Raw genomic sequence first — 21,646 nt, forward strand, 5'->3', positions numbered from 1 at the left:
CAGCGGGTCCCCATCTTGGCTCCAGCAACCGATCACAAGGAGACCGAAGATGAAGAAGCTGATCCTCGCCGCGATCACCGCATCGCTGCTCGCGACCCCGATGGCCGCGTCGGCGCAGAGCCGCACCGTCATCAAGGAGAAGCCGGGCCGGACCGTCGTCGTCCAGAAGGACGGCCGGGGCCAGAAGGTCACCAAGACCGTCGTCCGCCCGCAACAGGCACGTGCCACCAAGTGGCAGCGCGGCCAGAAGTTCGACCGCAATCGCGCCGCGAATTACCGCGTGATCGATTATCGCAGCTATCGCCAGCGCGGCGTCTATGCACCCCCGCGCGGCTATCAGTGGGTCCGCTCAGGCAATGACGCGGTACTCGTTGCGATCGCCAGCGGCCTGATCGGCGCGGTCATCGGCGGCGCGATCGCCAACTGACCTTGCTTTCCCGCCCGATTCGGGTATGGGAAGCGCATCCGGGGTGGCAGGCATGTCCTGTCGCCCCGGACTGCATTTGAAGACGACAGCCGGAGGGGCGTTCGCGATTGGCGCGGCGTCAGCGATCGGCCAACAGACGAGAAAGACACATGGCTCTCTACGAGCACGTGTTCCTTGCGCGCCAGGATCTGGCACAGGCGCAGGTGGACGCGCTGGCGGAAACCGCCACCAAGATCGTTCAGGACATGAACGGCAAGGTCGTCAAGACCGAGACCTGGGGCCTGCGCAGCCTCGCCTATCGCATCGCGAAGAACCGCAAGGCGCACTACGTCATGCTCGAGATCGACGCGCCGGGCGACGTCGTGGCCGAGCTGGAGCGCCAGACGCAGATCAACGAAGACGTGATCCGCTTCATGACCGTCAAGGTTGACGCGCATGAGGAAGGCCCGACCGTGATGATGCGCAAGAGCGAGCGTTCGGAGCGTGGCGACCGTCGTGGCGGTCGTGACCGCGACGATCGTGGCGACCGTGGTCCGCGCCGCGAGCGCGAACCGTCGGCCGAAGTCGAAGCGTAAGGAGCAGCACCCATGGCACGTCCGTTTTTCCGCCGTCGCAAGAGCTGCCCCTTCTCCGCCAAGGACGCTCCCCGGATCGACTACAAGGATGTTCGTCTGCTGCAGGGCTTCGTGTCCGAACGCGGCAAGATCGTCCCGTCGCGCATCACCTCGGTGAGCGCCAAGAAGCAGCGCGAACTGGCCCAGGCCATCAAGCGCGCCCGCCATCTGGGCCTGCTGCCCTACATCGTTAAGTAAGGAGCGCCCGACATGGACGTCATTCTGCTGGAACGCGTCGAGAAGCTCGGCGCCATCGGCGACGTGGTGAAGGTAAAGGACGGCTTCGCCCGTAACTTCCTGCTGCCGCGCAAGAAGGCGCTGCGCGCCAACGAAGCCAACAAGAAGGTGTTCGAGGCGAACCGCGAGCGGATCGTCGCCGAGAACGCCGCCCGTCGCACCGACGCCGAAGCCGAAGCCAAGACGCTGGAAGGCGTTTCGGTCACGCTGATCCGTCAGTCGTCGAACACCGGCCAGCTCTATGGTTCGGTTGCGGTTCGCGATCTGGTCGAAGCGCTCGTCGCCGACGGCCACAAGGTCGACAAGTCGCAGATCGTACTCGACCGTCCGATCAAGGCCATCGGCCTGTACGACGTGAAGGTCGCGCTGCACCCGGAAGTCACCACGATCGTCAAGGTCAACGTCGCCCGTTCGCCGGAAGAAGCCGAGATGCAGGCGCAGGGCGTCGACGTCATGGCCTCGATGTTCGAGCGTGACGACGCCGGCTTCACCGAAGACTATGATCCCAACGCTGAGCCGGGCGAAATCGCCCGCGACGACGCGACGGACGAAGCGCAGGGCTGATCCCCCCCGCCTCGACGAACAGACAAAGGCCGTCGGAGCGATCCGGCGGCCTTTCGTTTATGCCGTCATGGCCAATAGGCGGAAGGCGCGTCGAAGGTCAGGGACAAGCGACGCACGTCCCGATGACGGCAGCGAGCGGAATCAGCGACAAGATCAGCGGAACGGCCTTGGCCATGACGAATGCCTTTGTGCAAAGGGTTTGTCCGTTCAATCCCGCAGCCGGCAAAAGGTTTCGCGCCGATGAACGCCCCGCCCGCCACGAAACCCCTGCCCCATGGCTTGACGCCGGCACGCGCGCGGCGTAGGAGCGCCCCTCCCCGCAAGCGGCCCCTTCGTCTAGCGGTTAGGACGTCGCCCTCTCACGGCGAAAACACGAGTTCGATTCTCGTAGGGGTCACCAGCGAAACCAATCACTTAGATTGTGATTGACCTCCTAAAATTGGTGATTTCGTCCACACGTCGTCCACGGGCGAGCGTGGATGTCTGAGCTGCTGCCGGTTTCGCGGACACGAAGTTAAGCTACCTGCGCTTGCCGCTCAAAGTCCATGGGGCTGAGATAGCCCAGCGTCGAGTGGCGTCGCGTCGGATTGTAGAAGCGTTCGATGTAATCGAACACGTCGGCCTTCGCTTGATTGCGCGTTCGATATGTGTTCCGGCCGATGCGTTCGGTCTTCATCGACGAGAAGAAGCTCTCCATTGCCGCGTTATCCCAGACGTTGCCCGACCGGCTCATGGAGCAGGTGACGCCATTGTCCGTCATCAGTCGCTGGAACTGCTCACTGGTGTATTGGCTGCCCTGGTCCGAGTGATGCAGCAGGGCATCGGGTTTGCCACGTCGCCAGATCGCCATCATCAATGCATCGGTCACGAGCTGGGCGGTCATGGTGTTGCTCGTCGACCAGCCAACCGCGCGGCGCGGGAACAGGTCGATGACCACGGCGACGTACAGCCAGCCCTCGGCGGTCCAGATGTATGTGAAGTCCGCGATCCACCTCTGGTTGGGCGCCTCGGCCGTAAACTGGCGATCGAGGATGTTGTCGGCGATGACCGACCGCAGGCCGTCGTCTTTTGGCAGGCCGCGACGGCGCGGGCGCGCTTTCAGACCGTAGACACGCATCAGCCGTTCGACGCGATGCAAGCCGCATGACAGGCCTTCGGCCAGAAGGTCGTGCCAGACGCGGCGCGCACCGTACGTCCGATAGCTGGAGATGAAACTGGCCCGGACCCTGGCGCCGAATTCCTCGTCGCTGCGGGCGCGGGCACTGGGCGCACGAACCAGCCAGGCGTGAAAGCCGCTACGCGAAACACCGAGCGCTTCGCAGATCCACGATACCGGTCAGATCCCCCGGTGCTTCGCGATGAACTCGAACCTCATATCGAGTCCCTGGCGAAGTAGGCCGCCGCTTTTTTTAGGATGTCGCGCTCGGCCTTCATCCGAGCCAGTTCGCGGCGTAGCCGCTCAATCTCCTGCTGCTCGGGCTTCATTATTTCATGACCGGGAAAGGCCGACCCAGGATCCGACACATGCTCACGCACCCATTTGCGCAGCACGTTCTCGTGAAGGTCCAGATCCCGGGCGGCCTGCGACACCGATACCCCGCGCTCCCGAACCAACTTCACCGCCTCGAGCTTGAACTCCCGGCTGAACTTCCGTCGTTGCATTCACACCCTCCGGTCCCAAAACACCTTATCTCGGTGTCCACGAAACCGGCAGCAGCTCACATCGGGCGCGCGTTCGGGCAGACCGATCAGAGCATCATACGCCTTGCAATCTGCCGCCTCGCCAACGGTTAAGTGGAAGGCGAGCGGTCTTCCGAGGGCATCAGCCAGACAGTGAAGTTTACTGGTGAACCCGCCCCGCGAGCGGCCAAGAGCGCGTCGATGCGTCCCCCTTTTCCGCCCGCTGCCGAGACGTGGGCGCGAACGGTGGTGCTGTCGATGCTGTAGTGGCCGCTGTCCGCCATGATTTCGGCGAGCGTTATGGCAACGGTCTCCCAGACCCCAGCTTCACTCCATCGCCGGAACCGCCGGTAGATTGTGTTCCAACTCCCGTATTTGGGCGGAACGTCACGTCACGGAGCACCGCAGCGGAGCCGCCAGAAGATGCCGTTGATGATTGATCGGTTCTACTCGGGTGGCCTGCCTTGACCACGGTTCTCAGGCGCGATGGGCAGCAAGCCTTTCAAAATGCGCCATGCCGCTTCGGCGAGATCGCGTCGGCTCAAGCCTACCTCCAAAAGGCAGCCTTGAATTAATCCATGAGGCGCCCGTCAACCACCATTGGCGCCCTCAGACACTCTGCTTAACAAGTCAAAATGCAATTCGACTTCTGCACAATCCCAACTGGTATATGGGCTGCGATTGGGCTGGCTTCCATTATTACAGGAGCTATCGTTGGTTTCGCCCTGACGGCCGTGTTCTCAAAATCCAGCTTCGCGTTGTCAGCGAGTTCGGGCAAAAATCTGACGGGAGGATGCTTGCTGCCGATCGCCACCGGCCTGATCGCTGGCTTCGGCGTCAATCAGTTGCTACCAACCGATCCTTGTGGCGGCGCATTCACGCCTGATGCCGGCTTCGTCCCTCCATACGTGTTCATGCTGGTGGCCGGAGCTGCGATAACGCTATTCTGGTTCAAAATCTGGCAGCGATAATTACCGGCAATTTGTCCACGCCGCCCAGCCTGAACCTTAAATACGAAGCTACCGACCAGTTGCAATTCCGCTTCTCGGCGTCGCGGACCATTGCCCGGCCCAACCTCGGCGACATTTCGCCGACGACGACCGCCAACGGCAACGCACTGACCGTCACCCGCAACAACCCCTATCTCGACCCGTTCCGATCGAACAATCTCGACGCGACGATCGAATATTATTTTGCTCGTGACGCACTGGTCGGCGCATCCTTCTTCTACAAAAATCTGGAAAGCCTGATCCGGCGTGAGATCACGGTCCAGTCGCTTCCTATCGCCTATATCCGTACGACGGGGACGACCCGGGTCCAGACCGACTTCACCGTCAGCCAGCTCGTCAACGGATCCGGCGTCGATCTGAAGGGCGTCGAGCTGTATTTCCAACAGGCGTTCACCAGCCTTCCCGCCCCGTTCGACGGTTTGGGGACGATCGCCAACTACACCTTCATCGACAATAGCGATCCGACCCAACTCACCGCCGCGTCGAAGCATAACTACAACCTGATCGGCTATTACGAAAAGGGACCGGTCGCGGCGCGCGTCTCCTATTCGTGGCGCAGCAGCTTCCTTGCCGCGGCGGCGGTCGCCCCGGCACAGGGGCGCGAGAACCGCGCGTTCGGCACGCTCGACGCCAGCATCAGCGTCAAGATCGCGCCGGAGGCGTCACTCGTGCTCGAAGCGGTCAACCTGCTCGATCGCGACGAGATCGTCGAGTTCACGACCGGGCTGCCCGCCAACTATCTCGATGCCGGTCGCCGCGTGTTCGGCGGGCTGCGCCTCAGCATCTAACCCCCTTATCCACGCGACAGCGCGAACGGTCTCGAAAAGGAACCATCATGGCCAACACCCTCGATCGCCGCGGCGTCCTGCTCGCCGGAACGGGCGGCGCCTTCGGCTTGTACAGCTGGGCAGCGGGAGCAACCGCGCAACAGCCGGCCAAGCGCAGCCTGCGCCTTCCGCGGCAGGGCACCGCCAAGCCGAAGAACATCCTGTTCGTCCTGACCGACGATCATCGTTACGACGCCATGGGCTTCATGAAGGCGCAATCGTTCGGCGAGACGCCAACCCTCGACCGTCTCGCACGGGAAGGCGCGCATTTCCGCAACGCGTTCGTCACGACCGCGCTCTGCTCGCCCAGTCGCGCATCGATCCTGACTGGTCTGTATGCGCACCAGCACAAGGTGGTCGACAACAACCACCCGATCCCGTCGGGGCTGATCTATTATCCCGAGTATTTGCAGCAGGCCGGCTACGACACGGCGTTCATCGGCAAATGGCATATGGGCGATACCGGTGATGAACCGCAACCGGGTTTCGACCATTGGGTCAGCTTCAAGGGGCAAGGCAGCTACCTCCCCAGCGCCGACGGACTGAACGTCGATGGCCGTCGCGTGCCGCAGAAAGGCTATATTACCGACGAACTGACCGACTACGCGATCGACTGGATCAACAAGCGCGACGCCAAGCGGCCATGGATGATGCATCTTGCGCACAAGGCGGTGCATTCCGAATTCATTCCGGCCGAACGCCACAAGGGCCGCTACGCGAACGAGACGTTCCGATATCCGGACAACATGCGGAAAGGCGTCCCCGGTCGACCGATGTGGGTCGAGAACCAGCGCAACAGTTGGCACGGCGTCGACTATGCGTATCACGGCAATCTCGACATCGCCGACTATTACAAGCGCTATATGGAAACGCTGCTGGCGGTCGACGAAGGCTTGGGCCGCATCCTCGATCTGCTCGAACAGCGCGGTGAACTGGACGACACGCTGATCCTGTACATGGGTGACAACGGCTTCATGTTCGGCGAGCACGGACTGATCGACAAACGCACCGCCTATGAGGAATCGATGCGCGTGCCGATGCTGGCGCGCTGTCCGTCGCTGTTTGCCCCGGGCAGTCAGGTTGATGCGGTTGTCGCCAATATCGACATTGCCCCGACGATGCTCACAGCGGCCGGGTTGAAGCCGCCCGCGCATATGGCCGGGTCCAACATGCTGCCGATTGCGCGCGACAAAGCCGCCCCCTGGCGCAAAGAACTGCTCTACGAATATTATTGGGAACGCAATTTCCCGCAGACGCCGACCGTCCATGCGATCCGCGAAGATCGGTACAAGTACATGCACTTCCACGGCATCTGGGATCTCGACGAACTGTACGACCTGACCGCTGACCCGCATGAGAACGACAATCTGCTGGCACGTCCGGGACATGAGGATCTGGCGGAGCGGTTGAGCGGTAAGCTGTTCACGCTGTTGGAACAGACCGACGGTATGCAGATTCCGCTAAGTGCTGATGCCGGCTATCGCGCGAACCTGCGCAAACCCGAAGCAGCGGGGCCGGCTCCGTTTCCGGAAAGCTTCTTCCAACCACTGGCACGCAGATCGCGATGATCTTGAATAATTCAGGAACTGCGTAGTCGCGTAGGACGACCGAGAACCAGTCATCCAAGGTAGTTTCAGGGCTGCCCAACTTCGTCCATTCGTTCATGTGCGATAGGCGGGCACATGGTAGGTAGCCACTAGCGCGACGTTGGCGCTTCGCTGCTCTTGGGTACCAGTTGACGCTCGAACCGGATGGGCGGCCCACCTTCGGTAATATCGAAATAATCCGATCCGGCCGCGAACCGGATGACGATCCCCATGCCGCTTGCAAAGAACCGATCGCCGGGTAGCGCGATCAGACGTTCGGGCGCGGGGCCGGCGGTATGCGCGTACAGCCCGTCATCGCGCGCCTCGAACGACACCGACAGACCGCTCCCTTCGAACCGCCCCGCCCTGTTCGACAATATGGTCGCGGACAAATGCTGTTCCGTTGCGGCCGGCGCGGCGATTTCGCTCCAGCCATACTCGGTCGCCACCGCTCGGACGAGCGCGTCCATCAGCCGCCGCCCCTGCCCGCCATTGGTTAGTATCACGATGCCTTCGCCCTTGTCGGCATAAAACAGCATCGACGACTGACAGCGTTCGTTCAGGCCGTCGTGCCCGAAGCGCTTCGCCCCATCGGTATACAGGACCGGGCCAAGACCTCAATTATCGCGTGCCGGCGTCAGCATCGTCGTGGTCATGCGAGGGGACAATCGGTGGCCCGGCCGACCCCGATCCGCATCGCCAGGAATTGCGTGTCGAACTGGCTGTTCTGGTACGACAGGTCGGCGGTGATCCGCGCATTGTCACCGACCTTCCAGTCGCCGTTCAATGCATAGACGAAGCTGTTGGCCTTCGACCGGGTATAGTCGCCGCTGTTGAAGCCATAGACGTCGCCGACCGAGCGCGCCTTGATGATGTTGGTGTCGGGAAACAGCTCGATCGTCGATTTCGGATTGGCGCCGAGCGATCCCCACCAGTCGACGAAGCTGAAGAACAGGCTGGTCTGCGTCGTCGCGCTGAACTGGCTCCAGAAAAATTCGGCGGTATAGGTCGAACTGTTGTTCGGCGACCATTGCACCGCGGCGTTGACCGTCGGGCTTCGCGCGTGCCGGTCACGTCGGGGCTGAACACCGCGTCGCGCGACAGATAATAGGGCACCTGCCGCCCGCCTGGCAGGAAGGTCGACCCGGCGGCATAGGGCAGGCCGCGCTCGGTACCCGGCGTCCATGCGCCGCTTTCGGGGAAGGCGCGCTGCAGCGGGGTATAGCCCGGCAGCGGGTTTCCGGTGACGAACGGCACCATCGCCCCCGACGTCACGCTCATGTCGCGATATTTGGTGCAGGCATAGCTGCCGCTGACCAGCACGCCGATGTCGCCGATGCCGGTTTCCCAGCGATTACTGATGAGGCCCGACACGTTCGGGTTAAACGTATCGGCCTGTTCGGTGTAGATGCCGCGCGCGACGCCCGAAATGGCGAAGCCGGTGAAGTCGAACGGACGGCGGATGAACACGTCGATCTGACCGGCGATGCCGGTTTCGATCTGGTCGGCGGCGCGCGTCTTGTACACGTCGATCCGCTTGACGAGATTCGCCGGAATATCCTGCAGCGCGAACGCCCGGCCCGACGCGGTAAAGATGTTGCGGCCGTTCATCGTGGTCAGCGCATCGGGCAGGCCTCGGATCGAGATCGCCGCCGCTTTCCCGCCCGCGCGGTTCGTGACCTGCATGCCGCTGATCCGCTGCAATGCCTCGATCGCGTTGTTGTCGGGCAAGTTGCCGACATCCTCAGCGACGATCGAATCAACGACCTGCGTCGCATTGCGCTTGACGTTCAGCGCGCCGACGATCGATGCACGCACGCCGGTGACGACGATTTCGTCCTCCGCGTCGGACGTACCGCCCCGTCGCGGGTGCGCGGCGGCGGTTCCTTGCGGAACCTCGTGTGCCGCCGCCGATGTACGGGGACGGCCTCGGCAGGGATTGTCGGACTAACGCGGGAAGGCTCCACCCGACATTCGCACGGCGGTCGGGAGCCGATCCGCCGGACCCTGCGCCATCGCGCTCCTTTCCGAACCGATTGCAGGCATCCCGAAGTCGCCCTATCGTTCGCTTCCAAAAGCTGACGAAAGGGGAGCGGGCAGCTGTACGACGATCGCGTCCTTCTCGATCTCTATGCCGCTGCGGAATCGGACGCACGCTGGACGCCGATGCTCGACGCGCTGTGCAGCGCGTTGTCGGTGCGCAGCGCGGTCGTGCAGATCGTGCAGGAATCGGCCTCGACCAGCTGGGAGGCGTGGACGTCGCGCGATACCCATTCGACGATCCATGCCGAACGCCATGACAGCTGTATCAACCGGCCCGACAGCCCCCGTTTCCAGCTTCCCCCCGGCTATGTTCCCCGCCCGGAGATTTCCAGCGACCAGCGCAGCTTCGGCGCGCGCCCCGACCTGATCGGCAACCTGCGCGAACGGATGGCGAAGGCGGAGCTGGGCGTCGGGCTATGGGCAGCCTTCCCGATCGGTGGCGACCGCACGTTCAGCCTCATCCTGCACCGCCATCCCGGCGACATGCGCGACCTGACCGAGGAGGAGGAACGCGACCTGTCCCGACTGCTGCCCCATCTGCAACAGGCCGTGCGGCTGAGCACCCGGATCGGGGCGCTGCAACGTCGCGCTGATACGCTGGAGGCGGTGTCGAGCCATGTGCAGGCGGGGCTGTTGCTGTGCGACGCCGACCTGTCGGTCGAATGGTGCAATGCCGCCGCCATCGACGTGCTGGCCCGCACCGCGCTGGTCGCAAAGGTCGCCGGACGGCTGCGCTGCGCACGGTCGCAGGATGGCGACCGGCTGCGCGGTGCGACGAGCGCGGTGGCGAGCGGCGCGGTGCGCGTCGGTCGGGTGGTGCTGATCGATGACGATGGCGGCAGCCTGCATCTGCGCATCGTACCGACCGCCGATGCCGTCGGCGTTTCTCCATCCGGCGGCGATACCGCACCGCTGTCGGTGATGCTGTCGCTGCCTGACAGCCGCACCGATTTCGACGTCGACGACATCGCCGCACTGTTCGAATTGTCGCCGGCGGAGGCACGATTGACCTCCGCGCTGGCGGGCGGCGCGTCGATCACCGAATACGCACAGGCGCGCGGCATCGCGACCGGCACCGCCCGCGTCCAGCTTAACCGCATCTTGTCGAAGACCGGCACCCAGCGACAGGCCGATCTGGTGCGGGTCGTCCACGGATCGCCCGCCCGGCGCAGCCTGACCGCCCGATAAAGCTATGCCATATATCAAATGATAGTCGCGGCGGTCGTCTGACCCGCCCTATGCTTGCCCCATGGTCGTAGCGACAGCCCGTGCAACCGGGACATGCACCGCGCGACATGAGGAGAGGATCATGCGCAAGTCTTTCGTTCGTCTGTTGTCCGCCGCTGCGTTTCTGGTCGCCATGCCGGCCGCCGCGCAACAGCAATTGCCCGCCCCGCTGGCCGGCGGCGCCAAGTCCGACGTGCCGGTCGCGATACAGATCGCACGCTGGCACATGCTCGACGGCGACATCAACACGCTGACGTTCCGCAACATGGACACGCTGTTCACGACGCGCACCGTCGCGCACAGCGGCCCCGTCTGGCAATTGCCCCGCGCCGACCACGCACTCGACTTCACCTACCAGGTGAACGGCAAGACCTACACCGCCGAGGATTTCCTCGAACGCAGCTATACCAACGCGCTGCTGGTGATGAAGGACGGGCGGATCGTCTCCGAACTCTATCGCAACAACAGCAACGAACGCACCCGCTTCATGGGCTGGTCGATGACCAAGTCGGTCACATCGACGCTGGTCGGCGCGTTGCTGGCGGACAAGCTGATCGCCTCGCTCGACGATCCGATCGTGCGCTACCTGCCCGAACTGCGCGGCGGCGGCTATGACGGGACGACCATCCGCCAGATCCTGCAGATGCGGTCGGGCGTGGACTATGAGGAACGCTACGACTTCACCAATCCGGGAATTGCAGCGACCAACCATATCAACGCGCTGGTCAAGAACGTCGCGCGCTTCGCCGATGTCGCCCGCACGATCAAGCGCGCCCATCCGCCGGGCAAGGAATTCGCGTATAAGACGATCGACACCGCCGTCCTCGGCTGGCTGGTCGAGCGCGTGTCGGGGGGCAGCGTCGCCGCCTATACCGCGCGCAAGCTGTGGGAACCGCTGGGGACCGAAGCGGACGGCTTCTACATCATGGACGGCGCGCCCGGCATCGGGCGGGAATTCAGCGGCGCCGGCTTCAATGCGACGCTGCGCGACTGGGCACGCTTCGGGCAGATGATGCTGAACGGCGGCGTCGCCAACGGCCATCGCATCGTGTCGTCGCAATGGGTCGACATGGCGAGCGCGCCGGCTGCGGCCGAGGATGCGCGCGGCGGGTACGGGATGCAGTGGTGGACGATGCCGAACACCCCCGCCTATTCGGCGATCGGGTTGCAAGGGCAATATGTCTTCGTCGATCCCGCGACGCGCACCGTGGTGGTGAAGCTCAGCTATTTCCCGTCGGACATGGACGCCGCCTCCGAAGAAACCGCCGCCTTCCTGGCTGCCGCATCGGCATGGACGCCGCGCTGAGGCGCGCTCCCGATCGAACCGACAACAATAAAATGGGGAGAGGACCGATGAACATTCGCACCAAGGCGGCGATGGCGCTGCTGCTCGCTTCCACCGCCGCGCCGGCATGGGCGCAGCAGACGCTCCCGCCCGCCACGCCCGCCCCGGCCGACGCGGCGACGGCGGAAGAAGACCAGTTGCAGGACATCGTGGTCACCGCACAGCGCCGCAGCGAACGGTTGCAGACCGCGCCGCTGTCGGCGACCGCGCTCGACGGGGACGCGCTGACCAAGAACGCCGTCGCCAACCTCGCCGATCTTCAGACGGCGACGCCCGCGCTGTCGGTGTCCAATGGCGGCATCATCCAGAACGTCAATATTCGCGGCATCGGGCTGGCGAGCGACAGCCCCAATGTGACGGCGGGCGTCGCGACCTATGTCGACGGGCTGTTCCAGCCGCCGATCGTCCAGGCCAACAGCTTCTACGACCTGGGCAGCGTCGAGGTGCTGCGCGGGCCGCAGGGGACGCTGGTCGGATCGAACTCGACCGGCGGCGCGATCTTCATCAACTCGCGCAATCCCGACCTCGCCGGCGGGGTCGGCGGCTATGGCGAGATCGGCTATGGCAATTACGATGCGGTGACCGCCGAAGCGGCGCTGAACCTGCCGATCAGCCAGACGCTGGGCGTGCGCGTCGCCGGCTTCTATCGCCGCCACGACAGCTATTACCGCGACACTGGCCCGTTGGGCAGCGATGCCGGCCGGCTGAACGAAAAGGGCGGGCGCGTCACCGTGTTGTGGCAGCCCGGCAGCTTCACCGCGACCGCGAAGGTCAGCCTGAACGACCGCGATACCGGCGGCTATCCCTATCGCCCGATCCCCGGCACGCGCTTCGCGGCCTATCGCGTCGGCGACATCCGCACACTCAGCTTCGACAGCCCGATGGGCAATCGTGACCTGGCGTTCCAGGCCGGGCTGGAACTGCGGCAGGAACTGGCGAACGGCATCGTCCTGCGGTCGCTGACCGGGTACCAGAACAAGCGGATCAGGAACCTGCTGGACATTGACGGGTCGCGGGCGCCGCTGGCGGCGGGCGGCGAAATCTCGCAGAATTATTTCGCGCGCGAAAAACAATATAGCCAGGAAATCAACATCATCTCGCCGACCGATGGCGCGTTCGACTGGATCATCGGTGGCTATTTCCAGCGCAACGACATCGACGTCCGCATCGCGCAGAGCGACGGCGGCTTCCCGACCGACATTACGCCGGTGAACCAGCGCACCACCACCGGCGTCTTCGCACAGGGCAACTACCAGATCACCGACGCGGTCGAATTCCAGCTCGGCGGCCGCTATTCGGCGTACAAGGCGACCGGCACCGGCTTCGTTACGATCGGGCGCGGCATTCCCGGCTTCCCCGCGGGCGGCATTCCGGTGTCCGACCTGTCCGGCGAACATGACGACGCCCGCTTCACGGGCAAGGCGGCGCTGAACTGGAAGGTCGACGGCGACAACCTACTCTATGCGCTAGTCGCGCGCGGCTACAAGCCTGGCGGGTTCAACTCGACCAGTTCACGCTTCGATCCGGAAACGGTGATGAGCTACGAAGCCGGCTGGAAGTCCAGCTTCCTCGGCGAACGCATCCGCACCCAAGTCAGCGCCTTCTACAACAAATATAAGGGCTTCCAATTCAACATCATCGAACCCAGCACCGGCTTTTCCGGCGTCCAGAATATCTCCGAAGTGTCGATCAAGGGGTTCGAGGCGCAGTTACAGGCACGGGTGCGCGGGTTCGGGTTCGACGCGAATGTCGCCTATGTCGATTCCAAGCTTGCCAGCGTGACCTTCGTCAACACCCGCAACCTGCCGGCGGGGACGCTTGGCCCGCAATGTCCGGCGGGCGTCGCGTCCAACCCACCGGTCTGTTTTAACTACACGCCCTTCATCCAGGTGTCTGGCGACGGACCCAATCTCTACGCGCCGAAATGGACCTATAATCTGGGCGTCGATTACCGGATCGAGGTGGGCGGCGGCACGCTGACGCCGCGCATCAACTATGCCTATGTCGGGCCGCAATTCACCTATCTGGGCTATTCGCCGATCAGCGACCGGCTGGACGGACGCGGCCTCGTCTCCGCGCTGCTGACGCTCGACATGGGCGACTGGCAGGTCACTGCCTATGGCACCAACCTGACCGACAAGGACTATGTCAGCGGGCAATTCAACCTGAACGAATTTTACGGTCCGCCCCGCGAATATGGCGTTCGGGTCCGCATGACGTTCTAGGTGTTTGATCCCAAGGTTTGATGGTGCGCTCCTTTCGCTGAAATGGAAGGAAGCCGTATGGGACAGGTACGTCACGGGTGCGCCACGACCACGCACGCCGTCCGAGCAGCAATACAGCGATCGCAAGCTTCGCTCGCGACGCTGAGCCGGGAGCTGGGGATCAACCCCAAGACCGTGGCGAAGTGGCGCAAGAGGACAACCATCGAGGATCTGAAGACCGGGCCGAAGGCCCCTCGTTCAACGACCCTGCTGGTATAGTTCCGGCGCCTCGATCGCGAGTATCAGGTTGGGCGCCGGCGTCGCAGGAGGTCGGCTGCGTCTTCGCCGTCCACCCGATCCGCGGGGACCTCGGCTGACGATCGCGCGAGATACTGGAGCAGCGTGAAGATGAAGGCACGCTGGCGGAGCAGGCGTTGCGCGTGGTCAACCCCGGGGGCACCGTCGCGCACGCGCTCATCGAGCGGCTGGGCGGCCACATGTCCTGGACCCGTGGAGGTGGCTTCCGCGCGATCGACGCCGACGCGTTCGGCATCGATCTAAGCTCTTAGTCGCTCCCTAACTCCCTTTCTTTCTGGATGCGGAGTCAGGTAGCCTTTCCGCGCGGGCAAAGCTGCGACTTCCACTCAACTGCCTGCTGTTCAGATCAACGTGAGCGTGAACGGACGTCTGCGCGCGAATGCGCGATGCCCGTAAGCGGTCAGTCCCCTTTCCACCAGCTTCGTCTTGACGGATGGCAAGTAGCGGGCTCATGTCGTCATGCACACGGGTACAGGCCGTATGTACAAACCGATGGGCAAGCTACCCACGAGAACCTCAGAAATACGTGTTTCTTGCGCTGGATCAACGCCTCTCGTAGGGGGTCACCAAGCGATTACAAGCATTCGAAGGCCTGATCGGAAATACGGGTCCCTGTTTCGGCAATATATCGGTTCTAAGTAGGCTGGCGCTTGGCGAACCGAGCCAGGACTGGAGCGGGAAGCTATCGCCCTCTCAACAATCCTGGCGGGGGGCTACGTGGTAAACGGGCGGTCTGTCGAACCGTAGGATGATCGGCTGGATCCGCCGATCCCCCGGTGGATCAGACGATGTAGCTGAGACCGATGACGAACAAGAGTCCGGCGACCGAAATCACCGTTTCCAGCAGCGACCAAGTCCGAAAGGTGTCGGCGGTACTGGTGCCCATATAGCCCTTGACCAGCCAGAAACCGGGATCGTTCACATGGCTGAAAAATACCGAACCCGCGCCGATCGCCAGCACGACCAGCTCCGGTGCGGCGCCCGAGGCGGCAACCACGCCCGGCATCACCCCTACCGCAGTGATCGTGGCGACGGTCGCCGATCCTGCAGCCAGACGGATGCCGACCGCGATCAGCCAGCCTAGCAGCAATGGCGAGATCGAATAGGCCATGACGGTACGGGCGAGCAAATCGGACAGGCCGGCACTGACCAGCACCTGCTTCAGCGCGCCGCCCGCACCGATCGCGAGCAGGATCGCGCCGGCCGCGCCCATCGTCTGATGCCAGATCGTCTCCTGGACACCGGTCTCCCGGAAGCGGCGCCCGAACAGCAGTGGCATCGCCAGCAGGTTGGCAAGAAGCAGCGCGATGACGGGATTGGCCGCAGCGTCGAGCAGCATCGAGCCTTCAAGGCCCGGCACCAGCTTGCCGAGTTCGCCTGCCGCGATCAGGGCGATAGGCAGCAGGACGATGAACAGCGCCCTGGTGCGGGATGGGGCGGCAAGCTGGCCCATCGGATCGCCCGGGACCGTTTCGGTCAGCCTGATCCCCGGCGTCACGAAGTGCGCAAGCACCGGTCCCGAGAGAATCGCGACCGGGATCGCGATCAGCGTGCCGTAGAACATCGTCAGTCCGAGATTGGCATTCAACGTCTCTACGGCGAGCAACGGCCCCGGATGCGGCGGCACCAGTGCGTGGACCACACCCAGGCCGGCGAGCGCAGGCATGATCAGGCGCAACTTGGCACTGTCCCGAGCGGCCGGATCCGCATTGGCAGCCATTTCCTTAGCGGCCGCGACGACGATCGGCAGCAGCAGCACCAGCCCCGTCTCGAAGAACAGTGGCAGACCGATGACGATCGCAATGCCGAGCGTCGCCCATGGGGCCGCGCGCGGACCGGTCAGCCGCAACGCGCCGGTTGCCAGCGACGCCGCCGCACCCGACAATTGCAGCATCGCGCCGAGTGACAGGCCGAGCGACACCACCAACCCGGTGCCGCCGATGATGTCGCCTACCCCTTTCTGTACAGCCTTGGCCGTGTCGATCAGCGGCAGTCCGGCGAGCAGCCCGACCGTGAAAGCTCCGCACAACAGGCCGAGAAAGGGGTGGAGGCGACCGCGTACGATCATGACGATCGCCAAGGCAATGCCCGCGATCGCGGCCGTCACCAGCCGTAGGTCACCGCCGCTCATGCAACCTGCCCCAACGACAGGCGCCTGTATGCGGTGCGCGCCGCCGCGTCAGGGACTGCGTACCATCGTTGCCGCCGCACTCGGCCGGGCAAGGCACGATTACACATTCGGCATACACGATGTGAGATTTATCATACCTATTTGCCAGTTTTCTCGTCGGGGTGCGTTCGACTGTGGCGGGCGATGCTGTTCGCAATATGTCGCCGCGCCGCGAATCGTGCGCCCTCGGCATCCTGCAGCTCGATCGCGTTCAGGATCGACTCATGCTCGCGCTGGATCGTCATCGAATAGGCACTCAGCGCGTCGTTCGACTGACTGCGCAACGCCAATGTCCGGGGCGGCACGAGCCGAACGCCGAGAAACTCGATCAGACGTTCGTAATAATTATTGTCCGTCGATCGTGCGATCGCGATGTGGAAGGCGGCATCGGCCTCGGCCGCTCGGGCCATGTCGTCACCGGCGGTAATGATGTCCGCAAGGCATTTGCGCATATCCCCCAGATCACTTTCTTGCCGCCTTACTGCTGAAAGGCTTGCCATCTCAGACTCGATCGCAAGACGCATTTCCAGAAGTTTGACGACTTCGGTCAGTTCGGCAAGATCGTCGCGGGTTACCTGGAATGCTTCATACCGGGCATCGGGGGCGACATACACGCCGGATCCCTGGCGCGATATCGTCAGCCCCTGCGCCGTCAGCCGGGCGACGGCTTCGCGAACCACGGTACGGCTGACCTGTTCGCTCTCGGCGATTTCCCGTTGCGTCGGAAACCGATCCCCGGGGGCGATCGTCCCGGATCGGATCTGCGCATGGAGTTTGCGGAACAGGTCGTCCGCGAGAGAAAGGCTGGCCATTGCCGCCTTATAGAAGCGGTTCGAATTTGCCGCAAGATTTGTAGTACCTATCTTGCGACCCTCAAAAATTTATACTACGACTCACGGCAACAACGAAGAATTGTGGGGAGGAACCATGGAGTTCGCTACGATCCGTCGGGCGCGTCTGCTCGGCACTGCCGCCGTCCTTTGGCTTGCCGCTTCGCCTGCTGCGGTGTTCGCACAGGCGGCCGCGCAGGAGCCGGCCACTTCGCCTACCGATCGTCCGCCTAGCCCGGTGATCGGCACCGACCCCGTAGCCGAGCCGACCACGCCGCAGGCGCAGGAGGGCACCACCCAGAAGGCGAGATCGTCGTTACCGGCCTGCGCCAGAGCTATGCCAATGCGCTGCAGGCGAAGCGCCGTGCGGTCGGCGTCACCGACGGCATCTCATCGGACGGCATCGGTCGATTCCCCGATCTCAATGTCGGCGAAGCGCTGCAACGCGTGCCCGGCGTGCAGATCAACCGCGAGGCGGAGAGCCGCGACGCGACGATCAATATTCGCGGCCTGCCCGGCACCTATGCCCGTACCACGATCAACGGCAACAGCTTTGCCGACCCGGTGCTCGACGGATCGAGTCCGCTGGGCGCGTTCGAATCCGACATTTTCAGCGCCTTCGTCGTCGTGAAGTCGCCGGGCGCCGCCGAGCTTCCTGGCGGGATCAGCGGCAATGTCGACCTGCAGATCCAGCGGGCGCTGGCGCGAAAGGATGGCGCTCTGTCGTTGAAGGCGACGGCCGGATATGAGGAGATGACGAAGGCGGTAGTACCGTCCTTCACCGGAAGCTATTCCAAGCATTTCCTGAACGATACGCTCGGCGTCTACGTGGTCGGCGCATTCTCGCAACAGAATTTCCGCCGCGACTCGATCTCGTTCAATCAATATACGCCGTTGTCGCGGACGACGACGCCGAATTACGCCGCACGCTACGGCACTACCGGAAACGTGCTGTTCCCGTCCGACGTGCGTCAGTTCGCCCGGACGAACAAGGGGGATCGCCTTTCACTGGCCGGCGGCATCGAATATGCCGCGACGCCCGAACTGACGCTGTCGCTCAACAGCATCTATACCCGTCGCGACTATAGCGAGGCGATGCTGGACGTTAACGAATACGACATGCGCGACGGCAATACCGTCGTCAATCCGACCGGCGACGTGTTCACGCTGGCCGATGGCAATCGCTATATCAACAAATACGACTTCTCGAACGCGCGCATCTTCGGATCGAACCGGGCGCAACCGTCCTTGGTGCGCGCCTTTGGTCTATATGGCGATATCGGATGGAAGAATGAGGACTGGCGTCTGCTGACGACCTTCTCCTATTCCGATGCCGGCAATCAGGAACTGCAGACGCAATTCGACTTCCGCCGCCTGCCAAGGGCGGGCGGTAACGGGACCAGCGGCAGCATCTTTTCGGGCGGTGCCGATATCCGGGACTATAGCGCGATCATTGCCCCCTCCCCGGCGCTCGTCTTCACGCCGGGTCCGTTCACCGTCCTCGATGCCAATCAGCTTCGCAATGCCACCGGCGACGTGGTGATCGTCGCCGGCAGCGAAGGCATCGCGCGGAACGACCTGTATGCCGGCCAAACCGATGTCGAACGCTTTTTCGGCAGCGGCATCCTGCGCAGCATCCAGGCCGGCATCCGCGCCGAGCGCACCGGCTTTACGTCGCAACAGTTCCGCTCGACCGTGTTCGGCGTTCCGAGCCAGAACCTGACATCGGCGATCATCGTCCAAAGCCCGTTCGCCGATCGCTTCTTCGGTAACAAGGTGGACGGCTATAACCGCAACTGGCAGACGATCGATTTCGACCTCATGCGCAGCCAGTTGCAGCCGGTGACGGTCCAGCCCGGCCAGACCCTGACGAGCAACGGCTTCGTCAACAACACCGCCGATGGCGGTGTCGGCCAGCTCAACTTCGACATCACCAACGACATCGCCTCGGCCTATGCGATGGGCAAGCTCGAGGGCGAAGTGGCCGGCGTCAACATTCGCGGCAATGTCGGACTGCGCTACGAGCATACCCGCGCGAGCATCCTGTCGACCCAATATCTGCGCGGGGTGCCATCGTCGCGGCGCGACGATAACGACTATGGCGAATGGTTGCCGTCCGCCCTGGTCGCCGCCGACCTGACCGACCGGCTGATCCTGCGCGGCGCTTATTACCGCTCCTTCGTCCGGCCGCAGCCGCGCCAGGTGTCGCCGTCGACAGTCATCGCGGGCAGCGGTACGGTGTTCAACGTCACGCTCGGCAATACCGATCTGCAACCCTTCACGTCGGATTCGTTCGACGTTTCGCTCGAGTTCTACAACCGGCCCGGCGGCAACATCTCGCTGGCCGCCTTTACCAAGCGGCTCGACGGGCTGATCGCGCCCGAGACCGACCGCACGCGGCTGTGCCCCGCCGATGGCGGCGGCTTCGGCCTCGGTCCGCTCCAGCTCGTCGGCGATACCTGCCAGTCGACGACGCTGGTCTCGGCTGGACAACCGGTGCAGGTGGTGGTGAACGGCAACATCAATTCCGCCAACCCGATCACGGTGCGGGGCCTTGAATTCTCGGTCCAGCAGAATCTCGATTTCCTTCCCGCGCCGTGGAACGGCCTGGGTGGCGGCATCAACTATGCCTATACCGAGGTTTCGGGCCGTACGGCGTCGGGCAGCGCCGCGATCCTGCCGGGCGTGTCGAAGCATACCGGCAATCTGATCGGCTATTATGAAACCAAGCTGTTCGGCCTGCGCCTGACCTATAACTATCGCAGCAAATATGATCTTGCGGCGGGCGGCACCTTTGCCGGTGCGGCCCGACAGGTGAAGGAACGCGGGCAGCTTGATGCGTCGGCATCGTTCAACATCAGCGAGCGGTTGTCGCTGTCGCTCGATGCGTTCAACATCACGAATGCCGAGCGCATCGAATATGAGAATGATCCGCTGAAGCCGCGCCGCGCCGACTTCGACGGTCGCACGGTCCAGTTCGGCGTACGTGCGCAATTCTAGCCGATGATCCAGCGGTACCGGCCCATTCCGCCCACCCGAGCAGCAGCCCAACAGGATATGCTATGGGCGGGGGAGCGGGCCGGTCTTTGCCGGATCCGGCTCTGACAGCCTCCCTCACTCGCAGCGGCCGGCGTTCGCGCCGTGCCGCTGCATCTTTTTTTGGGAATTCGTGATGTTGCTCGCCGCCCTGTTGCTCACCGCCCCGTCCGTCGCGCAACTTGCCGCGCCGGCCTTCCCGCAGCGCGCCGGCCCGACGCTGGAAGCGGTCGATCGCGTCTGGGCAGGACATTATAGCCGCTTCGCACTGGTCACGACCGACAAGCAGATCGTGATCGCCTATTATGACGCGAACCGGCAATTGACGGTCGCAACCCGCGCGCGCGACAGGGGGGCGAGCTGGGTCTATCATCGGCTCGACAGCTGGACCGGTTGGGACAGCCATAACTATATCGCGGCGGCCGTCGATCGCGCCGGCCAGATTCATGTCGTCGCCAATCTGCACGGCGATCCGCTGGTCTATTACCGTAGCACTCGTCCCGGCGATCCGCGTAGCCTGACGAAGATCACGACGATGGTCGCGGCGGCGCGCGAACAGCGCATGACCTATCCGATCTTTCTTACCGACGCGGCCGGCGGGCTGATCTTTAAATATCGGGATGGGGGGAGCGGGAACGGGAACGAGATATACAACCGCTACGACAGCACGACCGGCCGGTGGAGTGCGCTGCTGGCGACGCCGCTCACCGATGGCGAGGGTCAGCGCAACGCCTATTTCGTCGGGCCGACGCCGTCGCCGGATGGGCGGTTCCACCTCGCCTGGGTCTGGCGCGAGACGCCCGATGCGGCGACGAACCACGACCTGTCCTATGCGGTCAGCCGCGACCTGATCCACTGGACCCGCGCCGACGGCACGCCGCTACCGCTGCCGATTACGCTGAAGCAGGCGGAGATCGTCGATCCCGTGCCGGAGCGCGGCGGGATGATCAACAACAACACCGTCATCGGCTTCGACCGTCAGCACCGGCCGATCATCACCTACCATAAATTCGTCACCGACGGATCGACCCAGATCTTTCTCGCCCGCTTCGAAGGGAAAGGCTGGCGGATCGCGCAGGCAAGCGACTGGCGCGGGTTCCGGTGGGACTTTGGCGGCGGCGGCTCGCTCGACAGCCGGCTGTTCGTCGAGGGTGCCGTGCCCGACGCGCCCGGCCGGCTGCGAGTCCGCGTCCGCCGCGACGGTACGCCCATCGACCTCCTCGTCGACGAAGCCACCCTGTCCCGGGTCGGCGAGCAACCGGCGATGACGCTGGCCGATCGTCTGGCGCCGATGATCGCCACCCCGCCGGGCATGATGCTCAATACCGTCGAGGCCGATGGCGCGGCAATCGCATGGCCCACCCGCCCCCCGCACCGCGACCTGGCAAGCGAGGACATTCCCGAAGCGACCACCTTACGCCTGGTGCTGCCCTGATCCGTTGCTAAAGGCGGCGAGCAAGGCCGTCGCGGTCCCAGGCGCTCGCCCGGCCTTGTACGGGAACCCCTAACGGCAGGTTCGACGTCGGAA

General features: G+C 63.7%; 18 protein-coding genes, 1 tRNA gene and 4 pseudogenes. 15 read left to right on the plus strand and 8 right to left on the minus strand.

The annotated features are described in order from the left end of the window. Window positions 1-49 precede the first annotated feature (49 nt). The 5 genes from ACZ1JS_RS07855 to ACZ1JS_RS07875 all read left to right on the plus strand — a co-directional run bounded on the left by ACZ1JS_RS07855 (window position 50) and on the right by ACZ1JS_RS07875 (window position 2,242). The gene (locus ACZ1JS_RS07855) at window positions 50-427 is read left to right on the plus strand and encodes an RcnB family protein (protein WP_465168441.1); all 378 of its coding nucleotides are present in this window, start codon (window positions 50-52) and stop codon (window positions 425-427) included. A 149-nt stretch (window positions 428-576) separates the two neighbouring features. After that, window positions 577-1,002, plus strand: a complete 426-nt coding sequence (gene rpsF / locus ACZ1JS_RS07860) for a 30S ribosomal protein S6 (RefSeq protein ID WP_056451105.1) — start codon at window positions 577-579, stop codon at window positions 1,000-1,002. 12 nt (window positions 1,003-1,014) lie between these two features. Next, complete coding sequence (gene rpsR / locus ACZ1JS_RS07865) at window positions 1,015-1,239, plus strand: 30S ribosomal protein S18 (RefSeq protein WP_010543816.1); 225 nt, start codon at window positions 1,015-1,017, stop codon at window positions 1,237-1,239. A gap of 12 nt (window positions 1,240-1,251) precedes the next feature. Further along, window positions 1,252-1,842, plus strand: a complete 591-nt coding sequence (rplI, locus tag ACZ1JS_RS07870) for a 50S ribosomal protein L9 (RefSeq protein ID WP_465168442.1) — start codon at window positions 1,252-1,254, stop codon at window positions 1,840-1,842. A 325-nt stretch (window positions 1,843-2,167) separates the two neighbouring features. Further along, a tRNA-Glu gene (locus tag ACZ1JS_RS07875) sits at window positions 2,168-2,242 on the plus strand. Window positions 2,243-2,356: 114 nt separating this feature from the next. On the opposite strand, the pseudogene ACZ1JS_RS07880 reads toward ACZ1JS_RS07875, so the two are convergent. Both ACZ1JS_RS07880 and ACZ1JS_RS07885 read right to left on the minus strand, forming a co-directional pair. Beyond that, a pseudogene (locus tag ACZ1JS_RS07880) lies at window positions 2,357-3,504 on the minus strand (IS3 family transposase). 128 nt (window positions 3,505-3,632) lie between these two features. After that, window positions 3,633-3,902: pseudogene (locus ACZ1JS_RS07885) on the minus strand (hypothetical protein); the annotation flags it as partial. A gap of 255 nt (window positions 3,903-4,157) precedes the next feature. Between ACZ1JS_RS07885 and ACZ1JS_RS07890 the strand changes: the two are divergent. Genes ACZ1JS_RS07890 through ACZ1JS_RS07900 form a run of 3 tightly spaced genes read left to right on the plus strand, consistent with a single transcriptional unit; the run spans window position 4,158 to window position 6,927 of the window. Further along, window positions 4,158-4,493 carry a hypothetical protein gene (locus tag ACZ1JS_RS07890; RefSeq protein ID WP_465168443.1) on the plus strand — a complete coding sequence of 112 codons (336 nt, stop codon included), beginning with the start codon at window positions 4,158-4,160 and terminating at the stop codon, window positions 4,491-4,493. A gap of 11 nt (window positions 4,494-4,504) precedes the next feature. After that, entirely contained in the window at window positions 4,505-5,320 is an 816-nt protein-coding gene (locus tag ACZ1JS_RS07895; RefSeq protein ID WP_465168444.1) for a TonB-dependent receptor domain-containing protein, read from the plus strand. A 47-nt stretch (window positions 5,321-5,367) separates the two neighbouring features. Further along, window positions 5,368-6,927 (plus strand): sulfatase family protein, encoded by a 1,560-nt coding sequence (locus ACZ1JS_RS07900; protein ID WP_465168445.1) that lies wholly within the window; start codon window positions 5,368-5,370, stop codon window positions 6,925-6,927. Window positions 6,928-7,055: 128 nt separating this feature from the next. On the opposite strand, the gene ACZ1JS_RS07905 is transcribed toward ACZ1JS_RS07900, so the two are convergent. From ACZ1JS_RS07905 to ACZ1JS_RS07915, 3 genes are all read right to left on the minus strand, one after another. Next, window positions 7,056-7,484, minus strand: a complete 429-nt coding sequence (locus tag ACZ1JS_RS07905; protein WP_465168446.1) for a hypothetical protein — start codon at window positions 7,482-7,484, stop codon at window positions 7,056-7,058. Window positions 7,485-7,597: 113 nt separating this feature from the next. Next, window positions 7,598-7,732, minus strand: a complete 135-nt coding sequence (locus ACZ1JS_RS07910) for a hypothetical protein (protein ID WP_465168447.1) — start codon at window positions 7,730-7,732, stop codon at window positions 7,598-7,600. Next, on the minus strand, window positions 7,729-8,763 hold the full coding sequence (locus ACZ1JS_RS07915; protein WP_465168448.1) for a TonB-dependent receptor plug domain-containing protein: 1,035 nt from the start codon (window positions 8,761-8,763) through the stop codon (window positions 7,729-7,731). Before ACZ1JS_RS07915 ends, ACZ1JS_RS07910 begins: the two co-directional genes overlap by 4 nt. A gap of 348 nt (window positions 8,764-9,111) precedes the next feature. On the opposite strand from ACZ1JS_RS07915, the gene ACZ1JS_RS07920 reads away from it, so the two are divergent. The 5 genes and pseudogenes from ACZ1JS_RS07920 to ACZ1JS_RS07940 all read left to right on the plus strand — a co-directional run bounded on the left by ACZ1JS_RS07920 (window position 9,112) and on the right by ACZ1JS_RS07940 (window position 14,333). Beyond that, window positions 9,112-10,176 (plus strand): helix-turn-helix transcriptional regulator, encoded by a 1,065-nt coding sequence (locus tag ACZ1JS_RS07920; RefSeq protein WP_465168449.1) that lies wholly within the window; start codon window positions 9,112-9,114, stop codon window positions 10,174-10,176. A 121-nt stretch (window positions 10,177-10,297) separates the two neighbouring features. Continuing rightward, entirely contained in the window at window positions 10,298-11,521 is a 1,224-nt protein-coding gene (locus tag ACZ1JS_RS07925; RefSeq protein WP_465168450.1) for a serine hydrolase domain-containing protein, read from the plus strand. Between the two features lie 47 nt (window positions 11,522-11,568). Next, window positions 11,569-13,785, plus strand: coding sequence for a TonB-dependent receptor (locus ACZ1JS_RS07930; RefSeq protein ID WP_465168451.1), 2,217 nt, complete (start codon window positions 11,569-11,571; stop codon window positions 13,783-13,785). A 57-nt stretch (window positions 13,786-13,842) separates the two neighbouring features. After that, window positions 13,843-14,034, plus strand: a pseudogene (locus ACZ1JS_RS07935) (transposase); the annotation flags it as partial. A gap of 164 nt (window positions 14,035-14,198) precedes the next feature. Beyond that, on the plus strand, window positions 14,199-14,333 hold the full coding sequence (locus ACZ1JS_RS07940) for a hypothetical protein (RefSeq protein ID WP_465168452.1): 135 nt from the start codon (window positions 14,199-14,201) through the stop codon (window positions 14,331-14,333). A 530-nt stretch (window positions 14,334-14,863) separates the two neighbouring features. On the opposite strand, the gene ACZ1JS_RS07945 is transcribed toward ACZ1JS_RS07940, so the two are convergent. From ACZ1JS_RS07945 to ACZ1JS_RS07955, 3 genes and pseudogenes are all read right to left on the minus strand, one after another. Then, the gene (locus tag ACZ1JS_RS07945; protein ID WP_465168453.1) at window positions 14,864-16,213 is read right to left on the minus strand and encodes a GntP family permease; all 1,350 of its coding nucleotides are present in this window, start codon (window positions 16,211-16,213) and stop codon (window positions 14,864-14,866) included. 137 nt (window positions 16,214-16,350) lie between these two features. Continuing rightward, entirely contained in the window at window positions 16,351-16,866 is a 516-nt protein-coding gene (locus tag ACZ1JS_RS07950) for a FadR/GntR family transcriptional regulator (protein ID WP_465168657.1), read from the minus strand. Between the two features lie 3 nt (window positions 16,867-16,869). After that, window positions 16,870-17,064: pseudogene (locus tag ACZ1JS_RS07955) on the minus strand (FadR/GntR family transcriptional regulator); the annotation flags it as partial. 327 nt (window positions 17,065-17,391) lie between these two features. On the opposite strand from ACZ1JS_RS07955, the gene ACZ1JS_RS07960 reads away from it, so the two are divergent. Next, the gene (locus tag ACZ1JS_RS07960; RefSeq protein ID WP_465168658.1) at window positions 17,392-20,082 is read left to right on the plus strand and encodes a TonB-dependent receptor; all 2,691 of its coding nucleotides are present in this window, start codon (window positions 17,392-17,394) and stop codon (window positions 20,080-20,082) included. Window positions 20,083-20,254: 172 nt separating this feature from the next. Continuing rightward, window positions 20,255-21,553, plus strand: coding sequence for a BNR repeat-containing protein (locus ACZ1JS_RS07965; RefSeq protein WP_465168454.1), 1,299 nt, complete (start codon window positions 20,255-20,257; stop codon window positions 21,551-21,553). The last annotated feature ends 93 nt before the right edge of the window (window positions 21,554-21,646 follow it).

This window comes from Sphingomonas sp. BL-S-05 (genome assembly GCF_055521695.1).